This is a genomic window from Devosia epidermidihirudinis (genome assembly GCF_000971295.1).
Lineage (GTDB): Bacteria > Pseudomonadota > Alphaproteobacteria > Rhizobiales > Devosiaceae > Devosia > Devosia epidermidihirudinis.
On the sequence record NZ_LANJ01000011.1, the window covers coordinates 654,637 to 677,001 of the forward strand.

The window sequence follows — 22,365 nt, forward strand, 5'->3', positions numbered from 1 at the left end:
TTCCCATGACGTTCACCCTGCCCAACCTGCCCTATTCGCACGCCGCTCTCGCCGAGCGTGGCATGAGCCAGGAAACGCTGGAACTGCACCACGACAAGCACCATCAGGCCTATGTGACGGCGCTCAACGGCTTCGTTGAAAAGAACGCCGATCTGGCCGGCAAGTCGCTGGAAGACATCATCGCCTTTGCCAATGGCAAGGCAGACCTCGCACCGGTGTTCAACAATGCCGGCCAGCATTGGAACCACATCCACTTCTGGAACGCGCTGTCGCCCAATGGCGGCAATCTCGGTGGCAAGCTCGAAGCCAAGATCATTGCCGATCTCGGCAGCGTTGAGGCGTTCAAGGATGCCTTCAAGACCGCTGCAACCACGCAGTTCGGCTCGGGCTGGGCATGGCTGGTGCTGGGCACCGATGGCAAGCTCAAGGTCACCAAGACGCCAAATGGCTCGAACCCACTGGCAACAGGTGAAGGCAAGCCGCTGCTCGGCCTCGACGTGTGGGAACACTCCTACTACGTCGATTTCCGCAATCGCCGCCCAGACTACGTGACCAACTTCCTCGACAAGCTGGCGAACTACGAATTCGCTGAAGCGAACCTCGGTTAATCGGCCAAGAGTAGAAAATCGTGTTTGAAGCGGGCATAGAGTTTAGCTGGAGGCAGGTCGCACGCGGCCTGCCGGAACAATGCCACGGCGCGTTCGTTGACCTGCCGGGGGAAGGATCGTGACGTTAGCTATGCCCGACTTTGACTTGCCAGACGCCATGGTCTTGCGGCCCACACGGCACCCCACAGTGGGTGACGCCGAGTTCCGCGCGGCAATGGCTGGCATGGCCGCCACCGTCAACGTTGTCACCGCGCGACGCGGCGATGAAGTGGTTGGCCGCACGGCAACTTCGGTCATGTCGCTGTCGCGCACGCCACCCGCCATCCTGGTATCCATCGATATCATGAGCCGCCTCGCCGACCTGATCGCCAAGACGGGTGGGTTTTCGCTGGCGATGCTGGCAAGCGATCAGCACGATGTGGCCGATGCGTTTGCCGGTCGCCGCGATCCGGTGGACCGGTTCAGCTTTGGCGAGTGGGACCGTTGGCCATCCGGCAATCCCCATCTCTTGGACGCCATGACGACACTGGATTGTGAAGTCATCGGCTCCATCGAAACGGGCACGCATGTGCTGTTTGCCGGGGCGATTATCGAGGTAGAATCTTCGACGCGTCCGCCACTTATCTGGCAGCGGCATGCCTATCATACCGTGACTGGGCTCGACTGAGCCGCCACTTGGTGACAAGCTGGCGCAATCGATTTGGCCGGGGCGGCAACCCTCAACCGCCCCCGGCGTTTCTCCCTAGAGGGAGGCACGATTGCCCCGGTACTATTTTCATTACCGCACCGATGATGAGCTGATCCGCGATACGGACGGCAGCGAATTGCCAGACTTGGACGCAGCGGAGCACAACGCCGCGGAACTGGGCAAGGCGATCGTTGATCGTGCCGCCAGCACAGGCGGCGATACCCGCCTGCCCCGCTCCATCGAGATCACCGACGCCAAGGGCGAAGAGCTGCTATATGTAGTTTTCTGGGCTGGCCCGAAAGTGGGCGACGGTCCGGCAGAGCCCGTGGAACCATCGACCCTGCATTGAGCGCTTGCGCGCTTTGGGGTTCGGCAGCACTCTGTCGCAGCATCATCCTAACCCCGGCCATTCCGATGATCCGTGCATTTGCTGCCGCAGCGTTGTGCTGTCTCGCCCTGCCCGCCCTCGCCAATGATTACAGCATCACCATCGACAACCGCGCCAGTCAGGCGGTTGATCGGGTCAATACATACCCGGTGGACGCGGATGGCGACGCCGTGGAGGACAATCTCGGTAACACGGGTGATATCGCGCCGGGGACGAAGGGACGGTTCGCCGTCGACGTCGACAAGTGCAGGCTCGTGCGCGTCTATATCGGCATGGCCAATGGCAAAGAGCTCGATGCCGACGTCAATCTCTGCAAAGGCAACACAATCGTCGTCACCGACTGACCTGAATAGAAAATGCCGGCCCGTGGGCCGGCATACGTCTTGCAAGGGAAGATTATGGGGCGGTGTAGATCTGATCGAACACGCCGCCGTCGCCGAAGAATTCGGGCTGCGCTTTGCGCCAGCCGCCAAAGTCTTCGATGGTTACAAGGTTGACCTTGCCGAAGCGGGCAATGTCATCAGGATTGGCTTTGTCTGGGTGGAACGGACGATAGAAGTTCGCCGCTGCGATAGCCTGACCTTCATCGGAATAAAGGTATTGCAAGTAGCCTTCGGCCAGATCGCGGGTGCCCTTCTTGTCCACATTGCCATCGACCACCGCAACCGGAGGTTCGGCCAGAATGGAAACCGACGGGGTCACGATGTCAAAGGCATCAGGGCCGAGCTCTTCGAGCGCCAGATAGGCCTCGTTTTCCCAGGCGAGCAGAACGTCGCCAATGCCACGCTGCACGAAGGTGGTGGTGGAGCCACGCGCGCCAGTGTCGAGCACGGGGACGTGCTTGTAGAGCTCGGTGATATAGGTCTTTGCGGTTTCATCAGAGCCGCCGGGCTGTGCCTTGGCCCACGCCCAACCGGCCAACAGGTTCCAGCGCGCGCCACCTGAAGTCTTTGGATTTGGCGTGATGACTTCAACGCCATCCTTGGTCAGGTCACCCCAGTCTGAAATGCCCTTTGGATTGCCCTTGCGGACCAGAAACACGATGGTCGAGGTATAGGGCGCGTTATTGTTTTCGAACGTGCCGCGCCAGTCTTCACGGATGAGACCGGTGCCGGCATCGGCGATGGCATTGATGTCGCTCTCCAGCGCCAGGGTGACCACGTCGGCCTCAAGTCCATCGATCACGGTGCGGGCCTGTGCGCCCGAGCCACCATGCGTGGTCTGAATGGCGACAGTCTCACCCTTTTCAGCCTGCCAGTGCTTTACGAAGGCCTCGTTGAACTGCTGGTAGAGTTCGCGGGTTGGATCATAGCTGACATTGATCAGCGTGCGGTCTTGCGCATGCGCAGTAACAGCAAAGCCCAAGGTCAGGGACGCGGCGAGAGCGGAATAGGCTATGAATTTCGATGCGTTCTTCATCTCTGTCTCCCGGTGAGATCGATGATTAAAGACTACCAGACCAATAGTGTATCGCAAGGCGCGGCTTAACGTTGCTGAGGCTAGCGAAGAACTTTTTTGTTTCAATACGACACAGGTCGAGAAAAACTTCGCCGCCACGCACAATCCTGCGAGCTTGGCGCAAATTCATACCCCTACCCAATAAACGCCTGAAACGCCCGGCAGGTGTCACCGAGGCATCGCCTTGGCACACTATAGTGCGAAGGGTGGGCAGACAGGGCGCAAGTCCCTGTTAGAGTGACTGTGCGAGATTGGGAGTAGATGTGACGATGGATCAGGGTAATCCGAACCGGCCAGCTCTGCTGGATCGAGCCGAAGCGCTTGCGACGGAGGATGCCGGTTTCGCGCGTTTCCTTGTCGCCACCGTTCAGGCAACCGACGGGGAAGACCTGCGTCGGCAGGAACCCGCGGCGTTCGAAGCCATCCTGCGCCGCTCCTATCAGAACGTGCTGAACTATTCCGGCGAGCAGAGCCAGATCACCGCAACGCCCCCTACCCGGTCTGGTGATCCGCTGGTCATCGACATTATCTCTCAGGACATGCCGTTCATCGTCGATAGCGCGCTGGCAGCTTTGCGCGCGGCTGGCGGCAGTGTGCGGCTCTTCTCCCACCCCGTCGTTCGGGTCGAGGGCGAAACCGGACCAGCCCTGAGCGTCCTGCATATTCACAGCGATCCTGTTGCCGAGCTGGATGCGGTTGTCGAAGAAATCGAAGTGACCATGACCGCTGTTGGCCGCGCCGTGCGCGACTGGCAACCCATGCTGGATCGCCTGCGCAGGTCCATCAGCGATCTTGCCCAGCACAGCACGCCCCAAAACGATGAGCCCCTGCGGTTCCTTGAATGGCTGATCGAGCACAACTTCACCTTCCTTGGCACGCGCGAATATCACGCCACCGCCAGCGGGCTGGAGCCGGTGGGCGATAGCGGGCTGGGTGTGCTGCGGGACCCCAATTTCAAGGTACTGCGCAGCGGCGCAGACTTCGTGGAATCGACGCCCCAGCACGCCGCCTTCCTCGCCTCGGGTGAACCGCTGCTGGTGACCAAGGCCAATGTGCGCTCGCTGGTGCATCGTCGTGCCCATATGGATTATGTCGGCATCAAGCTCTATGCCGCCGACGGTACGGTAGCCGGCGAACTCCGCGTAGTGGGATTGTTCACCGCCCAGGCACAGGCCACGCCGCACACCGAAGTGCCGATCATCCGCCGAAAAATCGCCGAGGTGATGCGCAAGTCGGGCGTTGATCCGCTGGGCCATGACGGGCGAGCGCTGCTGAGCGCGTTGGACAGCTATCCGCGCGACGAACTGTTCCAGATCGATGTGGCGCAGCTGCACGAATTCGCTCTGGTCATCGCCGGGCTCTATGATCGGCCTCGTGCCCGCGTTCTGCCGCGTATCGACCGCTTTGACAATTTCGTCTCGATCCTCGTTTACGTGCCGCGCGACCGCTACGACGGCGAAGCCCGCGCCCGCATCACGCGCTATCTGGCGCAGGTCTATGATGGCCGCGTCTCAGCGTTTTACCCGCACTTCCCCGAGGGGGAACTGGTGCGGCTGCATGTCATTATCGGCCGGGTGAGTGGCGCCACGCCACGCCCAAGCCGTGCCGAACTTGAAGCGCGCGTCGATGCTCTGACCAGCAATTTCGGCGACATGCTCGCCGCCATCGCCACCGATCTGGCGGCGATCAGCGATTATCGCGGGGCGTTCTCCCCGGCCTATCAGTCGCGCAATTCGGCAGACGATGCGCTGGTCGATATCGCGGTGCTGCGCGAACTGGGTGACGGCACTGGCATTGCGATCAAGCTGCGGGCCCGCTCGGGTGCTGATGGCTCGCTGGGGCTGAAATTCTACCACCGCGAGAGCGCCATTCCGCTGAGCGACCGCGTCCCGATGCTCGAAGCCTTTGGCTTCCGGGTGATCGACGAACGGACCTACACCATCGTGCCGCGCGACGGCGTTGAACGCTATCTGCACGATATGGTGCTTGAGCCGGTCGAGGCAGGATTTGACGTGGCAAACCGCGGCGCTGCGGTTGAAGAAGGCCTGCTGGCCGTGTGGGACGGGCTGGCCGAGAGCGACCAGCTCAATGCGCTGGTAACGCGGACCAATCTGGTGTGGCGCGATGCGGCGCTGCTGCGGGCGTTTTCGCGCTATCTGCGGCAGATCGGGACCTCCTATTCCCAGCGCTACATTGCCAATGTTCTGGTGAAACAGTCCAGCGCTGCGGCAGGGCTGGTTGCATTGTTCGATGCGCTGCATGACCCCAAACTCGCAAATCGCACCGCTTCGGAAGAGAGCGCTCGGGCTGCGATTGCCGCCGCGCTCGACGCCATGGCCTCGCTGGATGAAGACACAATCGTGCGGCGCTTCCTCAATCTGATCGATGCGTCCGTGCGCACCAATGCCTTCCAGCGCGATGAGGCCGGCCAATCCATGCCCGCGCTGGCCATCAAGTTCGACAGCAGCAAGGTCGAGGGCATGGCCGCGCCGCGCCCCTATCGCGAAATCTCGGTCTATTCACCGCGCGTCGAGGGCATTCACATGCGCTTTGGCGCGATTGCCCGTGGCGGCCTGCGCTGGTCGGATCGTCCTGAGGATTTCCGCACCGAAGTGCTGGGGCTGGTAAAGGCCCAGCAGGTCAAGAATGCGGTGATCGTGCCAGTTGGCGCCAAGGGCGGCTTTGTGCCCAAGCATCTGGTGGCCGGAATGCCGCGCGATGCGTTCCAGGCTGAAGGCACCGAGGCCTACAAGATTTTCATCGGCTCGCTGCTCGATGTCACCGACAATCTGGTGGATGGTGCTGTGGTGCCGCCACGCGATCTGGTGCGACGCGATGGCGATGATCCCTATCTGGTGGTCGCCGCCGACAAGGGCACGGCCAGCTTCTCGGACACGGCCAATGCCATCGCCACCGGCCGTGGCTTCTGGCTGGGTGATGCCTTCGCCTCGGGCGGCTCGGCGGGCTATGACCACAAGAAGATGGGCATCACCGCGCGTGGTGGCTGGGAGTCGGTGAAGCGGCATTTCCGCGAACTGGACCGCGACATCCAGAGCGAACCCTTCACCGCTGCTGGCGTAGGCGACATGAGCGGCGATGTGTTCGGCAATGGCATGTTGCTCAGCCGACAGACGCGGCTGGTCGCAGCCTTTGACCACCGCGATATCTTCCTCGATCCCAACCCAGATCCGGCTACCAGCTTTGCCGAACGGCAGCGCCTGTTCGCCCTGCCCCGCTCCAGCTGGCAGGACTATGACAAGGGACTGATTTCGCAAGGCGGTGGCGTGTTCTCGCGCAGCCTCAAATCCATCCCGCTCAGCGCCGAGATCAAGTCCGTGCTGGGTTTGCATGCCGACCACGCCACGCCAGCTGAAGTGATGACGGCCATTCTCAAGGCCGAGGTAGACCTGCTGTGGTTTGGTGGCATCGGCACCTATATCCGCAGCACGCAGGAAAGCGACGCCGATGCGGGCGACCGCGCCAATGACGCCATCCGCGTCACCGGCAATGCGGTGCGCGCCAAGGTGGTCGGCGAAGGCGCCAATCTGGGCGTGACGCAACGCGGACGCATTGAATATGCGCTGGGCGGCGGGCGCATCAACACCGATGCCATCGACAACTCGGCCGGCGTGAACTCAAGCGATCTCGAGGTAAACATCAAGATCGCCGTGGCGCCAGTGCTGGCAAACGGCACGCTGGGCATGGACGCACGCAACAGCTTCCTTGAGACGATGACCGACGAGGTGGCGGCGCTTTGCCTCCGCAATAACTATCTGCAGGGACTGGCGCTGTCGCTGGCCCAGCGCGAGGGGCTGGCAGCACTGCCAGACCACCGCGAGCTGATCGAGCGGCTGGAGGAACGCGGACTGCTCAACCGAGCCGTGGAATTCCTGCCGACCGATGCGGCGCTGGATGCGCGGGCAGCGGGCGGACAGGCCCTCACCCGGCCAGAGCTGGCCGTGATCCTGGCCTATGCCAAGCTGACGCTTTATGCGGACCTGCTGGAAGGGCACTCGATCGACGACGCCTATGTGGCGGGCGAGCTCTACCGCTACTTCCCTGAAACGCTGCACACGGCCTATCCGGAAGCCGTGGCACAGCACCGTCTGAAGCGCGAAGTGATTGCGACCGTCCTGGCCAATGCCATGATCAACAATGGTGGCCCGGCATTCGTCAGCGAATTGACAGCGGCCACCAGCGCCAGCCCGGGCGAAGTGGCGCTGGCCTATGCTGCCACGCGCGACGCTTATGGGCTGAGCAGCCTTCACGACCTGATCGACGCGCTCGATGGGCGGGTCGAAGGCCACGTCCAGCTGCGGCTCTATGCTGAGGTCGCGGCGCTGCTGCGCCAGGAAACCCTCTGGTTCCTGCGCAATGCCGATGTGACGCATGGGCTGGCCGAACTGGCTGAGCGCCATCGCGAAGGTGTGGCGACACTCCGCAGCATGTTGTCGAGCGCCCTGCCCTCTGCCCTCGGCGATGCCGTTGCCGCAGAAGTCGCCGATCTTATCGGCAAGGGTGTACCCGCCGAGACGGCGCAACGGATCGCCGAGCTGCCTGTGCTCAGCTATGCCAGCGATATCGTGGTGGTCAGCGAGCGTGCGGGCGTATCAGTGGCCGATGGCGCTGCGGCATTCTTCGGCGTCTTCGCGGCGTTTGCCCTCTGGCCGGTGATCGAGCAAGGCCGTGCCATTGTCCTCACCGACCGCTTCGATCGCATGGCGCTCGACCGCGCTCTGGCCAATCTGATGCGCGCCCAACGCGACCTGACCGCCGACGTGCTGAAAGCCGATACTGGCGCCGTCGCCCATCGCCTGGCAACATGGCGCACCCAGCGCAAAGCCGGGATCGAGCGGACCGCAGCGGCAGTGGCCGAGCTGACGCAAGGGGCGCTGACTGTGTCGCGGCTAAGTGTGGCGGCGGGGTTGTTGGCAGATTTGGCGCGGGAGGTTTGAGGGGAAGGCTGGTGGGTGAGGCGCATCGCTGCCATAATCCACGGGCTGTCCTCGGGCTTGACCCGAGGACCATTGGCCGCCCATGCCGCACTGAAAGTGGCCCTCGGATCAAGTCCGAGGGCAGCCCGGTGGGTGGGGTGATTTAGTGCACAACACCGACCGAGACCTCATCCTGAGCTCGTCGAAGGACGAGGTCGGGGTACTCAATCCGCTCCACTCGCACGACCTCGTGGTTCGACAAGCTCACTATGAGGTCGTTGCCCCCCATCCGAAAGTCGGCCTTGTTTCCCGCTGCCCTCATGGGACACTAAACCTCCCTTTTCAGCCCGAGTGTTTTTCATGACCACGACCCTTGCCCAATGGCTTGCTGCGCAGCCTGTTGATCCCAAGCTGGCGAGTGTTGTGGCGAGCATGGCGGCGGCAAGCATTGATATTGCGGCCGAGCTGCGCACGGCGTCGATCGCCGGGCATACCGGGCTGGCGGGACAAACCAATGTGCAGGGCGAGGCGCAGAAGGCGCTCGATGTCATCTCCAATGACATTGTTCTCAAGCACATAGAGCAAAATCCCGAGATTTCGATTCTGGTGTCGGAAGAGCTCGATGAGGCTGTCACCTTCGACAATGGCGGCGCATATCTGGTGGCGACCGACCCGCTGGATGGTTCATCCAACCTCGATGTGAACGTCACCGTCGGCACGATCTTTTCGGTGCTACCGTCCGCTGGTGGCTTGCTGCAAACCGGCCGAGCGCAGCTGGCGGCGGGCTATGCTGCCTATGGTCCTGCGACGAGTCTCGTGCTGACCTTTGGCACCAGCGTGGCCGTGTTCACGCTCAACCAGAACGGCGAATTTGTGCTGACGGCAGACAACCCACGTATCCCCGAGGCCTCGGCGGAATACGCGATCAACACCGCCCGTGAGCGGTTCTGGGATGAGCCAACGCGGCGCTATGTGACCGAGAACGTCGCGGGCGAAACGGGCAGCGCGGGCAAGCGCTACAACATGCGCTGGGTCGGCTCGATGGTGGCCGACATTCACCGCATCATGATGCGCGGCGGGATATTCCTTTATCCGCTCGACAGCGAAACCGTCAGCAAAGGTGGACGCCTGCGTCTGCTCTATGAGGCCAATCCGATGGCACTGCTGATGCAGGCGGCGGGTGGGCGCTCGACCACGGGGCGTCTGGATATCCTCGATGTCGTGCCGACCGACATTCACCAGCGGGTGCCGGTGATCCTCGGCTCGGCCAAAGAAGTCGCGCGGGTCGAGGGGCTGTATCGGTCGCTCGACTGAAAAGAGTACCCCCACCTAGCCTCCCCTGAACAGGGGGAGGAACAGATTGAGTTTGAGCTCTATCGAACCTAGGCACCGGACAAATTCCTCCCCCTTTTCAGGGGGAGGCTAGGAGGGGGTATCCTCCCCCCAACAAAAATCCACCGCCCCAAATTGCAACGTTGCTAAACCCCCGATATAGATCGTCAATAGATCAGCCGGCGCCCCCACATGCCGGCCGGGAGCCAGCATGACCGACGCGCCATTCACCCTGCCCAAGACCAATTCGAGCCTGTGGAGCATTCGCCCGTTCCACCGCCAATATCTGATGCGGCAGGCCAACAATCTCTATGATTTCTTCGAGGCCCCATCGATCAATCCCAAGGGCGGGTTTTACGAGCTGGACGAAGATGGCAAGCCGCTGGGCGGTGACAATGCCATCCGTCAGATCCACGTTACGACACGCATGGTCCATTGCGCGGCCATTGGCAGCCTGATCGGGCGTCCCGGCTCGGACGAGCTGGTCGACCATGGCATGCGCTATATCTGGGAAAAGCACCGCGACCAGAAACATGGCGGTTACGTGTGGTCGCTGGATGACAATGGTTACAAGGATAGCGGCAAGCAGGCCTATGGCCACGCTTTCGTGCTGCTGGCCGCGTCGAGCGCCAAGATTGCGGGCCATCCGCTGGCCGATCAGATGATCGCCGATGTAACCAAGGTTATCAATGAGCGCTTCTGGGATGAAAAGCGTGGCGCGGTGCGCGACGAGTTCAATCAGGATTGGTCGACGCTGCTGCCCTATCGCGGCCAGAACGCCAATATGCACATGACCGAAGCGCTGATGGCGGCCTTTGAGGCGACCGGCAACCGCGACTATCTGACCAAGGCCGAGCGCATTGCCGACCTGATCATCGCCAAGAACGCCGTTCCGATGGACCACCGCGTTGCCGAGCATTTCGATGACAATTGGGTGCTCGACAAGAACTATGAGGGCAACGAGATGTTCCGCCCCTCAGGCACGACACCCGGCCATTGGCTGGAATGGTCGCGCCTCCTGTTCCAGCTGTGGGCGCTGGGCGACAAGCGCCTGTCCTGGATGACCGATGCGGCACGCAACCTGTTCCGCCAGGCCGTTGACCTCGGCTGGGACGAAAAGCATGGCGGCTTCTTTTATACGCTCGATTGGGACAACAAGCCCATCATGCGCGAAAAGCTCTGGTGGCCGGTAAGCGAGGCGATTGCCGCAGCCGCTGTTCTGTCCACCCATGACCGCGATGACTATTTCCAGATCTGGTATCGCAAGCTTTGGGACTATGCCGAAAATCACGTGATCGACCATGGACGCGGCGGCTGGCTCAGCGAATTGACCGAAGACCTGCGCCCGACCTCCCGCCTGTTTGTCGGCAAGCCTGACATTTATCACGCACTGCAGGCCTGCCTCATTCCGCTCTATCCGGCGACAGGCACCCTGACCTCGGCAATTATCCAGGGCGACCACACGGTCAAACAAGCGCACTAAAGCGAACATGAAAAGCACGGTGCCCGCTCAGATTTACTGTGGGCACCGCGCGCTGTTGCAAGGCGTGGCCGCCGCGCGTACATGACCAGCATAGCAGAGAGACTTTGCCCATGCTGTTTTCCGACCGCCTCCCCGCCCAGCTTCCCCGCCTGTTAGTGGACCGCGCAGTCTCTGCCGCGCTGGAGGAAGACCTTGGACTGGCGGGCGATCTGACGAGCCAGGCGACCCTCACCCCACAAGCAAAAGCCACCGCCAGCATTTCGGCGCGCGAGCCCGGCATTGTTGCGGGCCTTGATCTGGCTGCGGCGGCATTCCGCCTGGTGGGCGATGGCGTGGTGTTCACCCCTGCACTATCCGATGGCGACAAGGTCGAAATCGGCGGCTTGGTGGCAAGTGTGAGGGGCCCTGCCCGGCTGGTGATGTCGGCAGAGCGCGTGGCGCTGAACTTCCTCAATCACCTCAGTGGCATTGCCACCCTGACGCGGCAATATGCCGACGCTGTTGTGGGCACCGGCGCGCAGATTTGCGATACGCGCAAGACAACACCGGGCCTGCGCGCCTTTGAGAAATACGCCGTGCGCTGCGGCGGCGGCGCCAACCACCGCTATTCGCTCGATGACGCCATCCTGATCAAGGACAACCACATCGCCGTCGCGGGCAGCGTCACGGCCGCCTACAAGGCCGCCGAGGCATTTGCCGGGCATCTGGTGGCCATCGAGATTGAAGTGCAGACGCTGGCCGAGCTGGAAGAAGCCCTGACCGCCGGTGCGCGGATCGTGCTGCTCGACAATATGGACAATGAGACGCTGACACGGGCCGTGGCGATCAATGCCGGTCGGGCGCTGCTGGAAGCATCTGGCGGTGTCAAGCTCGACCGCGTGCATTCCATCGGCCAGACGGGCGTGGATTTCATCTCCACCAGCCAGATCACCATGGCTGCCAAGCCACTCGATCTGGGCCTTGATGTCGAGATTGGGGTTTAACATGCTGCCAGTCACCCAGGCGCCGACCGATCAGAACCTGACCAACCTCGCGCTGTACGCAGCCATTGCGGCGGCCAAGGTGATCCTCGACATCTATTCGCGGCCCATTGCAACCGAGACGAAGTCAGATGGCTCCCCGGTGACTGAGGCGGACGCCGCCGCCGAAGCCATTATCCTCGCCCTGCTCAAGCCAACGGGCATTCCAGTTTTGGGCGAAGAAAGCGTGGCCGCAGGGATCATCCCTGAGCTGGGAGACCGCTATTTCGTGGTCGACCCGCTCGATGGCACCAAGGAATTCATCAAGCGCAACGGCGAGTTCACCGTGAACATCGCGCTGGTGGAGAACGGCCTGCCGGTGATCGGCATCGTTCTGGCGCCGGTTTCCGGCGAAACCTTTGTGGGCGACGCCAACGGCGCCTATTACTGCAACACCAAGACCGGCGTCGTTACCGACAACCGCCCCATTACAGTGTCCAACGTCTCCCCCATGCGGATTGTCGCAAGCCGGTCACATGGACATGTTGCATTGGCCTCGCTGTGCGAGACGTTCCAGGTGGAACAGGACGTGTCGGTCGGCTCGTCGCTGAAGTTCTGCCTGCTTGCGCGGGGCGATGCTCAGCTTTACCCGCGGTTTACGCCAACTTGCGAATGGGACACCGCTGCGGGCCAAGCTGTGCTTGAAGCAGCAGGCGGTGCGGTTGTGACGCTCGATGGCTCACGCATGAGCTATGGCAAGCAGACGCAGAACTTCCTGAACCCATACTTCGTTGCTGCAGCGAGTATGGAACTGGCCCGACGGGCCGCAGCGGAGATGACGAAGATCCTGGCGTGACACGCGAGCGTCCCGCAACGCGATCTTAACTCACTCAAGCGACCGCCTCGCGAATATCTTGCGATTCACTCGGCGAGCATATACAGAGCCAGCATATATCGGCCCGGCATATGCCCGGCGGAGTAAGCGCTCATGAATGTAAGAACTCTGTGTTTGTCGATCCTCTATGAGGGCGAGGCAACCGGATATGATATCCGCCGGCTCAGCGTGGAAGGCGAATGCGCCTATTTTATCGAGGCCAGCTTTGGCTCGATCTATCCCGCACTGGCCAAGCTCGAAGACGAAGGCCTGGTGACCAGCCGCACTGAGCAGCAAAGCGGCAAGCCATCCAAGAAGGTCTATTCGATCACCGAAGCAGGCCGCACGGCATTTGCCGATGAGCTGCTCGCACCACTGGCGCCAGATACACTGCGCAGCCCGTTTTTATTGTTCGCACGCTACGCCCGCATTCTGCCGCCCGAACTCGTCGAAGAGCGGGTCAACGACTACTTGCAACAGACTGTTGCTGCGAAAGAAAAACTCGACGGCGTACCCACAGGGTCTGGCTGCCATGCAGCAGACAAGTGGGTCATCAACTACGGACGTGCAATTATGGGCGTTGCAGAACAGTATTTGCGCACCCATATGCACGAGCTGATCACAATGGCGCGAGCCGAGCCGAAAAAAGACGCGGCTGAATAAGAGGGCGAAATCTCCATGCGTGCATATTTCTCATACGGCGTAGCGTTCGTGATCCTTGTGGTCGCCGGGCTGTGGCTCGCCACGGGTAGCCTTGTGATCGGCGGCAACGGCCCCGGTAACGGCGAGCGCCCCATTGTTTCTGTGCTGGAAGGCAAAGAGCATGGTCCAATCGCGACCCAGCTCGGCAATGCCGGCATTCTGGCCGAACACCCCTCAGAGGTTTCGTTCGACCCCGCCCTGACAATCGCCCAGCGTAATGAAGCCAATAATGGCGCCAATACGCCCAAGCAGTCGGTCCGCACCTCGACCTATGTTGCCCAGCCGATGACCATCGAGGTTCCGCTGCGTGGCCGCACTCAGGCCAAGGCGACCGTCAGCTCACTGGCTGAAACTTCTGGCATTGTCGATTCGGTCAGCGTCACCAAGGGTCAGACGGTTGCCGTTGGCGATCTGCTCTGCACGCTGGATCGCGGCACTCGTGCTGTAGCCGTCGAGCAGGCCAAGGCCGGCCTCGAGCAGGCCAATGCGGGTCTTGCCCAGGCCCAGGCTGATTTCGATACCAATGCCGAGCTGCGCAAGAAGGGCCTTGCTGCTCCCAACACTGCCCGCACCACCGAAGTTGCCCTGACCTCCGCAAAGGCGTCCATCAGCGCCGCACAGGCCGGCCTCGACAATGCCCAGGCCGAGCTGGACCGCACCGCGATCCACGCCAAGGTTGCTGGCGTTGTGCAGGACCCTCTGGCTGTGACCGGCTCGATGCTGTCTGCTGGCCAGCCTTGCGCCACCATCGTGCAGCTGAACCCAATGGTGTTCATCGGCCAGGTCCCCGAAGTACGCATTGGTCTGGCCAAGCTTGGTCTTGAGGCCAAAGTGACCACGATCAACGGCCAGGATGCCGAAGGCAAGGTGAGCTACATTTCGGCAACGGCCGACCCAGCCACCCGCTCCTTCCCCGTCGAAATCGAATTGCCAAACCCCAATGGCGACATTCGCGATGGCGTGTCGGCGACGGCAACTGTGCTGATGGGCTCTGCGCCTGCACACCTGCTGCCACAGTCTGTCCTGACGCTGAACGATGATGGCGTCATGGGCGTCAGCACTGTCGCTGACAACGTGGTGAAGTTCTACCCAGTCCAGATCGCCAGCGATACGCGCCAGGGCGTGTGGGTGCTGGGTCTGCCTGCATCGGTCGACGTGATCACTGTGGGCCAGGAATACGTCGTGGACGGCCAGACCGTAAACGCAACCAATGTTGAAGCCCCCAAGACAACGGAAAGCTGAGACTCATGCTCGACTTCATCGAACGCATCCTGAGGATGCCGCGTGTCGTGATGACAATCATGGTGCTGCTGCTGGGGGCCGGTTTTGCGGCCTACACGTCGCTGCCCAAGGAAAGCTTCCCGGCCATCGACATCCCCTACTTCTACATTTCGGTTGCCCAGACCGGCGTGTCGCCGCGTGACGCCGAGCAATTGCTCGCCAAGCCGATCGAAGACCGCATCAAGGAAATCGACGGGCTGGAGAACTACTCCTCCACCTCGACGACCGGCCATGCCTCGGTGTTCCTTGAGTTCAACGTGAACGCCAACAAGGACAAGGCCCTCTCCGATATCCGCGCCAAGATGGACGGCATCGCTGGCGACCTGCCGACCGACGCGACTGTGCCTACCGTGACCGAAATCTCCTTCACCGACATGCCGACCATTTCGGTGGCAGTGTATGGCTCGGTGCCGGAACGCGAACTCGTGCGTCGTGCCAAGGATCTCAAGGAAGAACTTGAGGGTATGGGCAATGTTCAGAGCGTGACCCTGTCGGGTTCGCGCGATGAAGTGCTCGAAGTCCAGATCGACCTGAACAGCCTCGAAGCCTACGATCTGACCGCTTCCCAGCTGTTCGACGCTCTCGCGCGCAACAACATGGTTGTGCCCGGAGGCGTGCTAGATACCGGCCAGGGTTCGTTCAACGTGGAAGTGCCCGGCCTGATCAAGAATGTGCAGGACGTCTACACCCTGCCCATCAAGACCTCTGGCGATACCGTCGTCACCTTTGGCGACGTCGCCACTGTTACCCGTACTTTCGAAGACGCGACCTCTTATGCCCATGTGAACGGCCAGCCAGCCATTACGCTGGGCGTGATCAAGAAGCTGGGCAGCAACGTCATCACCGTCTCTGATGATGTTCGCGCGACCACCAAGGCCTTCACCTCCGCTTGGCCGCAGGGCATCGAGACCAGCTTCCTGATCGATCAGGCAGACTCCACCAAGGGTCTGTTCCGCTCGCTTGAAGCCGCCGTTCTGACCGCCGTTGCGCTGGTGCTGATCACTTGTATCGCCACCCTGGGCGTGCGCCCTGCAATCATGATCGGCATGTCGATCCCGATCTCGTTCATGATCGCCTTCCTCGTCGTGCAGATGATGGGCATGACCATCAATATGATGATCATGTTCGGCCTCGTGCTGGCCGTGGGTGTTCTAGTGGACGATCCCATCGTGGTGGTGGAGTACGCCGAGCGAAAGCTGATGGAAGGCGTTTCCAAAAAGGAAGCGTTCATCCTGGCCGCTCGCAAGATGTTCGTGCCGGTGGTTTCGGCCACGCTGACCACGCTGGGTGCCTTTATCCCCCTGCTGTTCTGGCCCGGCATCATCGGCAAGTTCATGAGCTACCTGCCGATCATCGTGATCGTGGTGATGTGCGCTTCGCTCGTCTCCGCCCTGATCTTCATGCCGATCATCGGCGCTTTCATTGCTTCGACCCATGTGGATCCGAAGGCCAAGGAAGCCGCTGACATCGTGATGTATGCCGACAAGTTCGATCCCAAAAAGGTTGGGGGCGTCACCGGCGTCTATGTCCGCACGATGGAGCATCTGATCCATCAACCGATCATAACGCTGGCGGTTGGCTTCTTCCTCGTCGTGATGATGTTTGCCGCCTACATCATGAACCCCACCGGCACCGAAGCTTTCCCGGCTTCTGAGCCAGAATTCGGCACGGTCAACGTGATCACGCGCGGCAACTACTCGCCGTCGGAAATCCGCGATCTGCTGGTCGAGGTGGAAACACAGATCCTGCAGGTGCCTGGCATTCAGGACGAAGTGATGAGCTTTGGTGGCGGCGCTGGTGGACTGGGCGGAAGCTCCCCACCGGACACCATCGGTTCGTTTAACCTGCAGCTGATGCCGTATAACGACCGCGTCAAGGCGGCCGAGATCTTCCAGGACATTCGCGACCGCGTTGCCAATATCTCGGGTCTGGAAGTGCAGATCGCCGCTCAGGAAAACGGCCCACCAGCTGGCAAGGCCATCAACCTGCGCGTTGAAGGCAATGTCTATGCCGACATCGCCCCGGCGGTTGGCAAGCTGCGTGACTACATCGAGACCCAGCTGGGCGACACCATTGACGTTGAAGATGGCCGCCCTGCCCCCGGCATCGACTGGGAAGTGACGATCGATCGTGAAGCGGCTGCCAAGTATGGCATCGGCGTCCGCGAGCTGAGCCCCTATGTTCAGCTTCTGACGGCCGGCGTAAAGCTGGGTAGCTATCGTCCAGACGATGGTGGCGACGAACTCGATATCCGTGTTCGCCTGCCGAAGGACGAACGCACGTTCGATGCCCTCGACTCCATGCGCGTGGTGACGGCACAGGGCCTCGTGCCCGTATCGAACTTCATTCAGCGTACCGCTGTGCCAAAAGTTGCCAACATCTCGCGTCGCAACGGCGTCTATTCGATGAACGTGGCCGCCAACCTCAATCCGACCAATGCGGCCGGTGAGGCTGTGACCTCGGAAGCCAAGATCGAACAGATCAAGGCTTGGCAGGCAGGCCAGGAATGGCCCGCAGGCGTCAAGATCGTCTATGGCGGTGCTGCCGAGCAGGTTGACGACACCAATGCCTTCATCGTCACCGCGCTGTTCTCGGCGCTGGCGCTGATCGCTCTCATCCTGCTGATCGAGTACAACAGCTTCTATCAGGTCGTCGTGACCCTGATGACTGTGGTGATGTCGATTGCGGGCGTGATGCTGGGCATGGTGGTGACCGGGATGAGCTTCTCGGCCATCATGACGGGCCTCGGCATCGTGGCACTGGCGGGTATCGTGGTGAAGAACGGCATCGTTCTGATCGACACCTACAACCACTACCACCGCGAAGAGCATGTCGAGCCGGTCAAGGCGATGCTGATCACCATCAGCCAGCGCGTTCGTCCGGTGCTCCTGACCGCGACCGTGACCGCTCTGGGCGTGATCCCGATGGCGCTGAATGTCGAGTTCGACTTCATCCGCCGCGAGATCGTGGTCGGCGGCCTGGCTGGCTCGTGGTTCATCCACCTGTCTGCCGCACTGGTTTCGGGCCTGTTCGTCTCCACTGCCCTGACCCTGGTCATGGTGCCGGTGATGGTCGTTGCACCCAATGTGCTGCTCGACCAGATCAAGTGGGTCAGCCATCAGTTCGGGCGCCTCGGCGACTTCGTCCGCAATCGCGGTCAGGCTGCCCAGGCCGTGCCTGCTGGTTTTGACGGCATGGCCGTCGAGATCCCCGCCGATGCCGATGGCGCCAAGCGCTACATCGTCAGCCCAGATGCAGGCCTCAAGGACAATGACGGCCTCGTGGAAACGGAAAAGGACGGCGTCACCATCGTCAGCCGCCCCGACCGCCCAGAAGCCGCCGAATAGTCCCGCGACCCAAGAACAAGAAAAGGCCCGCAGCAATGCGGGCCTTTTTGTTTGGGGCAGTGTTAGATTGTGAAGGCGTTTAGCCGCCAGCGGTCCCCCTCAAACACAAGGTCGCGCCACTGCTCGCTTATGGGCGCTAGCGACTTTTGCCAAAATGCCAGGGCTGCCGTGTTTTGGATCGGGACGCCAAGGTGCCATTCTCCATGATGGTTGGCGAGGATAGCGCGCAACGCGGCGCTGCCAAAACCTCGCCCCCGGTAGGCCGTGAGAATGAAAAACTCGGCCATAAAGTAGCAATTCGATCGCCCTGTCAGCGGGCATTCATCGATGACGAAGGCAAAACCCGCGATCTCCTCACCCTCGTAGATGAGGTATGGAAATCGCCAAAACCTGTCGAGAAAGTCATACTCATACCTCCCGTCGGCGCCGACAGGAAACGGCATGAACTCAGTCATGTCGTAGAGGTAGAGTTGGATCAGATTGGCTATGCTTGAGCGGTCTGATGGTTGGGCTGGTTTGATGGTGATGGGCATAAGGGGAGTGTGGCTGCAGTTCTCTGGTTCGACAAGTTGATCCAGGCCTTGAACTTTTAGCCATTTTAGCTATTTTAGCCTTAGCTAATTTAGCCAAGGAGTTTCCATCATGGCCGCGATCACTGCCACCGATGCAAAGAACAAGTTTGGGCAGGTGCTGGAAATGGCTCAGGCAGAGCCCGTTCGCATCCAGAAAAACGGCCGCGACGTGGCAATCGTTGTGTCGCCGGAGCAGTATGCCGCGCTCACGGCCCAACAGGCCGCACCCAAGGTTCGCCCGCTGGTTGAAACACTGATGGCCCGCAGCCTTGAGCGGCGGAAGTCGCTTTACGAAGCCCTTGCCAAGTAGACGACCATGCCCAGCTATCTTACCCTCGATGAAGTTCTCTACATCCATGAGGTTCTGCTGAAAGCCTTTGGTGGCGCCGAGGGGGTTCGCGACCCGGGGCTGATCGAGTCAGCCCTGCTCCGTCCGCAGACCGGGTATTACTCCGACGTGATCGAGGAGGCCGCCGCGCTGTGGGAAAGCATGGCCATGAACCATGGCTTCATCGACGGCAACAAGCGCGTCGCCTATGCCTGCGTTGAACTCTACCTGCAGCTCAACGGTGTCGACATTGCTGCCAGCAATGATGAACTGGAAGTGTTCATCTTCAGCCACCTCGAAGCCGGGACATTCCGCAAGGACGTCATCGAGGCCTGGCTGCACCAACACACTGAGCCGCTAGTCTAGTTCGTGTCACCCATTATCGTTAGCGGGGCGAATTGCGAGGCTACGGATATTCTCCCAGATGCGGTCATGCATGATCTCCGCATGGCGCCTGAACAATGCTGAAACGTCGTCTGGCTCGATGGCGTAGTTCAACTCGTGCAGACGGGCGATGAGACGAGGCTGGTCGAATTCTGCGACACCCCCCGCCTCGCTAGCAACAAGCGCGGACTGAAACGCCGCATAGGTTCTGAACCCGAGGGCGGCGGCGAGCGCTTCGTCGGCGTGGGATGAGCGCAACTGAGGGCAGATTTCGCGCAGGGCGTGCTTGAAGGTGGCGAAGCTATCGCGATCAACTGTGATGGACATGGCACGATCCGGTCGTTCCTGGGCCGATGTCCGCCGATTACGCACCGACCGTGAACGAGGTCGCACCGTGATGTTCTGGTCCGTTTAACCCGGCGGCAGGTTGGGCCGGACTGGCCATCGCCAGAGTAGCCCAGTTCCCCGCCCTTGCACACCACCCTTCAGCAGTTAGGTCAGCCGAGAGAAAATGCGGGAGAGGCCCAGTGCGGCGGCGAAGGCCAGGGCGATCATTTCGACCAAGATGATTGGATTGCTCACGCTGTCGCGCAGTAGCCACAGCGCAATGCCGCCGACCAGCAGGTTTGAGCCGCCCCAGAGCACGTTGCGCGTAGCGCTGTCGAAATTGGGCGGGCCACCGACGAAGGGCGTGGGGAATTTCCGGCCCATCAGGCCGGAAACAAAATGCGGGATGCCGTTGATGAGGAAGAGCGGCGCGACGACGGCCAGCAGATAATCCCACCATGGCGTCATCGCGCTCTCCCCTACTCTGCGGCCGGCGTGCCACGCTTGACGAACCCATCCGGATCGTTGGCGGTTTCGAGCAGCTTTTCCTCGGCCTCGGTGGCCTCGCGCTGACGGCTCCACATCTGGGCGTAAAGACCATCATGGGCCAGCAGGGCAACGTGATTGCCGCGCTCGGCCACCACGCCGTCGCGCAGGACGAGAATTTCGTCCGCATTGACGACGGTGGACAGACGATGGGCGATGACCACGGTGGTCCGGTTCTTGGACACCACGTCGAGAGCCGACTGGATATCGCGCTCGGTCTTGGTGTCGAGCGCCGAGGTCGCCTCATCGAGGATCAGGATCGACGGTGCCTTGAGAATGGTGCGGGCGATGGCCACGCGCTGCTTCTCGCCACCTGACAGCTTGAGCCCACGTTCGCCGACCGGGGTGTCATAGGCCCTGGGCAGTGCCTCGATGAAGGGACCAACCTGCGCCATGGCGGCGGCAGCGCGGACTTCCTCATCGGACGCACCGGGACGACCGTATTGGATGTTGTAGCCGATGGTGTCGTTGAACAGCACGGTATCCTGCGGCACCATGCCGATGGCCGAACGCAGGCTCGACTGGGTCACGTCGCGCAGATCCTGCCCGTCAATGGTGATCGAGCCACCAGTGACGTCGTAGAAGCGATACAGCAGCCGCGAAATGGTCGACTTGCCTGCCCCGGTGGGGCCAACAATGGCAACGGTCTTGCCAGCGGGCACCTCAAAGCTCACGCCCTTGAGAATGGGGCGTTCCTCATCATAGTGGAACGTCACATTGTCAAAGCGGATCACCGGGCCAGTAATGGCCAGTGGCTGCGCGTCAGGCTTGTCCTCGATCTCGGGGTTCTGGTCGAGCAGCTTGAACATCTCTTCGATGTCCGTCAGGCCCTGGCGCAGTTCGCGATAGACGAAGCCAATGAAGTTGAGCGGACGATAGATCTGCATCAGGAAGGTGTTGAGCAGCACGAAGTCGCCCAGCGTCAGCGTCTTGTTCATCACGCCCACGATGGACATGATGGCAATGACGAGGAAGCCCGCATAGAAAATGACGGCCTGACCGAAGTTGAGGAAACCCAGCGAGGTCCAGATGCGGATGGCGGAGCGTTCATAGCCCGCCATCGCCTTGTCGAAGCGCTCGGCTTCCATCTTCTCATTGGCGAAGTACTTGACCGTCTCATAGTTGAGCAGGCTGTCGATCGCCTTGGAATTAGCGTCGGTGTCGGAATTGTTCATGTCGCGACGGATCGCGATACGCCAGTTCGACGCCTTGATGGTGAAGTACAGATAGCCCCAGATGGTGACGATCAGAACGCCAAGATAGCTGACGCCGAACATCCAGACGAAGATGACCGCCGTGATGGCGAATTCGACGATGGTCGGGGCGATATTGAGCATCGTGAAGCGCACGATGGTTTCAATGCCCTTTGTACCACGTTCGATAACGCGGCTGAGGCCACCGGTGCGGCGCGCCAGATGAAAGCGCAGCGACAGGCGATGCATGTGGTGGAAGGTTTGCAGCGCCAGCTTGCGCACGGCATGCTGGCCAACGCTGGCAAACAGCACGTCGCGCAATTGCTGGAAACCGGCATCAATCACGTTGCCCAGCGCATAGGCGATGACCAGAACGATGGGCACGGCCAGACCGAGCACCAGCGCACTGTCAGGCCCGGAGCCGTCGAGACTGTCGATAATGCCCTTATAGGCAAAGGGGATCAGCGTGGTCGCGACCTTGCTGACCATTAGCGCGCCAATGGCCAGAATGACCCGCATGCGCAGATCCGGCCGCCCCTCGGGCCACATATAGCCCCACAGGTTCTTGACCGTAGAAAATAGGGAACCCTCGTCCGCGGCGACGGACGGCTTCTTTTCGCTTTGATCGAGGCTCATCAGGCCTGTTCCGCTTCCCGCTGTGGGGCCGCTGCAGGCCCCAGACCGACGACAAGACCGGTGAAGGCGGTACCGAGGGCGGCAAGCCGGTCATGTTGGACAATGTAGCAATTGCGCGTGCCGCGTGGCTTGCGCTCGATTAGGCCGGCGTCGAGCAGCACCTTTATGTGCTGAGACACGGTGGATTGGGCAAGCGTCAGTTCTTCGGTCACATCGGCGCAGCAGCATTCGCCGCGCTGCTGGGTGGCCAGGATGCGCAGGATGTTGAGCCGCACGGGATGCCCCAGCGCTCGCATGGTATTGGCAATGTCGTCGTCGCGCATCT

At 61.2% G+C, this 22,365-nt stretch carries 20 protein-coding genes; 14 read left to right on the top strand and 6 right to left on the bottom strand.

The annotated features are described in order from the left end of the window. Positions 1-5: 5 nt before the first annotated feature. The 4 genes from WH87_RS06355 to WH87_RS06370 all read left to right on the top strand — a co-directional run bounded on the left by WH87_RS06355 (position 6) and on the right by WH87_RS06370 (position 2,028). Positions 6-608 (top strand): superoxide dismutase, encoded by a 603-nt coding sequence (locus tag WH87_RS06355; RefSeq protein WP_046138019.1) that lies wholly within the window; start codon positions 6-8, stop codon positions 606-608. 130 nt (positions 609-738) lie between these two features. Further along, positions 739-1,275: a flavin reductase family protein gene (locus tag WH87_RS06360; RefSeq protein WP_052726266.1), complete on the top strand. Its 537-nt coding sequence runs from the start codon at positions 739-741 to the stop codon at positions 1,273-1,275. 91 nt (positions 1,276-1,366) lie between these two features. Continuing rightward, positions 1,367-1,645, top strand: coding sequence for a DUF6894 family protein (locus tag WH87_RS06365; protein WP_046138018.1), 279 nt, complete (start codon positions 1,367-1,369; stop codon positions 1,643-1,645). A gap of 65 nt (positions 1,646-1,710) precedes the next feature. After that, positions 1,711-2,028: a hypothetical protein gene (locus WH87_RS06370; RefSeq protein ID WP_046138017.1), complete on the top strand. Its 318-nt coding sequence runs from the start codon at positions 1,711-1,713 to the stop codon at positions 2,026-2,028. A gap of 52 nt (positions 2,029-2,080) precedes the next feature. Here WH87_RS06370 and WH87_RS06375 read toward each other — a convergent pair whose 3' ends face one another. Next, positions 2,081-3,103 carry a sulfate ABC transporter substrate-binding protein gene (locus tag WH87_RS06375; protein WP_046138016.1) on the bottom strand — a complete coding sequence of 341 codons (1,023 nt, stop codon included), beginning with the start codon at positions 3,101-3,103 and terminating at the stop codon, positions 2,081-2,083. Positions 3,104-3,411: 308 nt separating this feature from the next. Here WH87_RS06375 and WH87_RS06380 point away from each other — a divergent pair, with 308 nt between their 5' ends. From WH87_RS06380 to WH87_RS06415, 8 genes are all read left to right on the top strand, one after another. Beyond that, positions 3,412-8,097, top strand: coding sequence for an NAD-glutamate dehydrogenase (locus tag WH87_RS06380; RefSeq protein ID WP_046138015.1), 4,686 nt, complete (start codon positions 3,412-3,414; stop codon positions 8,095-8,097). A 339-nt stretch (positions 8,098-8,436) separates the two neighbouring features. After that, entirely contained in the window at positions 8,437-9,390 is a 954-nt protein-coding gene (locus WH87_RS06385) for a class 1 fructose-bisphosphatase (protein ID WP_046138014.1), read from the top strand. Between the two features lie 229 nt (positions 9,391-9,619). Continuing rightward, positions 9,620-10,891 (top strand): AGE family epimerase/isomerase, encoded by a 1,272-nt coding sequence (locus WH87_RS06390; RefSeq protein ID WP_046138013.1) that lies wholly within the window; start codon positions 9,620-9,622, stop codon positions 10,889-10,891. 110 nt (positions 10,892-11,001) lie between these two features. Then, complete coding sequence (gene nadC, locus WH87_RS06395; RefSeq protein WP_046138012.1) at positions 11,002-11,874, top strand: carboxylating nicotinate-nucleotide diphosphorylase; 873 nt, start codon at positions 11,002-11,004, stop codon at positions 11,872-11,874. 1 nt (position 11,875) lies between these two features. After that, the gene (gene cysQ / locus WH87_RS06400; protein WP_052726265.1) at positions 11,876-12,706 is read left to right on the top strand and encodes a 3'(2'),5'-bisphosphate nucleotidase CysQ; all 831 of its coding nucleotides are present in this window, start codon (positions 11,876-11,878) and stop codon (positions 12,704-12,706) included. Between the two features lie 132 nt (positions 12,707-12,838). Beyond that, positions 12,839-13,387, top strand: a complete 549-nt coding sequence (locus WH87_RS06405) for a PadR family transcriptional regulator (protein WP_046138011.1) — start codon at positions 12,839-12,841, stop codon at positions 13,385-13,387. Positions 13,388-13,402: 15 nt separating this feature from the next. Beyond that, positions 13,403-14,668, top strand: a complete 1,266-nt coding sequence (locus WH87_RS06410) for an efflux RND transporter periplasmic adaptor subunit (protein WP_052726264.1) — start codon at positions 13,403-13,405, stop codon at positions 14,666-14,668. Between the two features lie 5 nt (positions 14,669-14,673). Continuing rightward, entirely contained in the window at positions 14,674-18,054 is a 3,381-nt protein-coding gene (locus WH87_RS06415) for an efflux RND transporter permease subunit (RefSeq protein ID WP_052726263.1), read from the top strand. Positions 18,055-18,116: 62 nt separating this feature from the next. Here WH87_RS06415 and WH87_RS18895 read toward each other — a convergent pair whose 3' ends face one another. Next, the gene (locus WH87_RS18895) at positions 18,117-18,587 is read right to left on the bottom strand and encodes a GNAT family N-acetyltransferase (protein ID WP_052726262.1); all 471 of its coding nucleotides are present in this window, start codon (positions 18,585-18,587) and stop codon (positions 18,117-18,119) included. Between the two features lie 109 nt (positions 18,588-18,696). Here WH87_RS18895 and WH87_RS06425 point away from each other — a divergent pair, with 109 nt between their 5' ends. Together WH87_RS06425 and WH87_RS06430 are read left to right on the top strand one after the other, a co-directional pair. After that, the gene (locus tag WH87_RS06425) at positions 18,697-18,936 is read left to right on the top strand and encodes a type II toxin-antitoxin system Phd/YefM family antitoxin (RefSeq protein ID WP_046138010.1); all 240 of its coding nucleotides are present in this window, start codon (positions 18,697-18,699) and stop codon (positions 18,934-18,936) included. Between the two features lie 6 nt (positions 18,937-18,942). Next, positions 18,943-19,320, top strand: a complete 378-nt coding sequence (locus tag WH87_RS06430) for a type II toxin-antitoxin system death-on-curing family toxin (protein ID WP_046138009.1) — start codon at positions 18,943-18,945, stop codon at positions 19,318-19,320. Between the two features lie 6 nt (positions 19,321-19,326). On the opposite strand, the gene WH87_RS06435 is transcribed toward WH87_RS06430, so the two are convergent. The 4 genes from WH87_RS06435 to WH87_RS06450 all read right to left on the bottom strand — a co-directional run bounded on the left by WH87_RS06435 (position 19,327) and on the right by WH87_RS06450 (position 22,363). Then, complete coding sequence (locus WH87_RS06435) at positions 19,327-19,665, bottom strand: hypothetical protein (RefSeq protein ID WP_052726261.1); 339 nt, start codon at positions 19,663-19,665, stop codon at positions 19,327-19,329. 165 nt (positions 19,666-19,830) lie between these two features. Next, entirely contained in the window at positions 19,831-20,133 is a 303-nt protein-coding gene (locus WH87_RS06440; RefSeq protein ID WP_046138008.1) for a hypothetical protein, read from the bottom strand. 11 nt (positions 20,134-20,144) lie between these two features. Next, a complete protein-coding gene (locus tag WH87_RS06445) occupies positions 20,145-22,040 on the bottom strand; it encodes an ABCB family ABC transporter ATP-binding protein/permease (RefSeq protein ID WP_046138007.1) in 1,896 nt (631 codons plus the stop codon). Then, positions 22,040-22,363: an ArsR/SmtB family transcription factor gene (locus WH87_RS06450; protein ID WP_046138006.1), complete on the bottom strand. Its 324-nt coding sequence runs from the start codon at positions 22,361-22,363 to the stop codon at positions 22,040-22,042. The genes WH87_RS06445 and WH87_RS06450 overlap by 1 nt, the downstream gene beginning before the upstream one ends. Positions 22,364-22,365 lie beyond the last annotated feature (2 nt).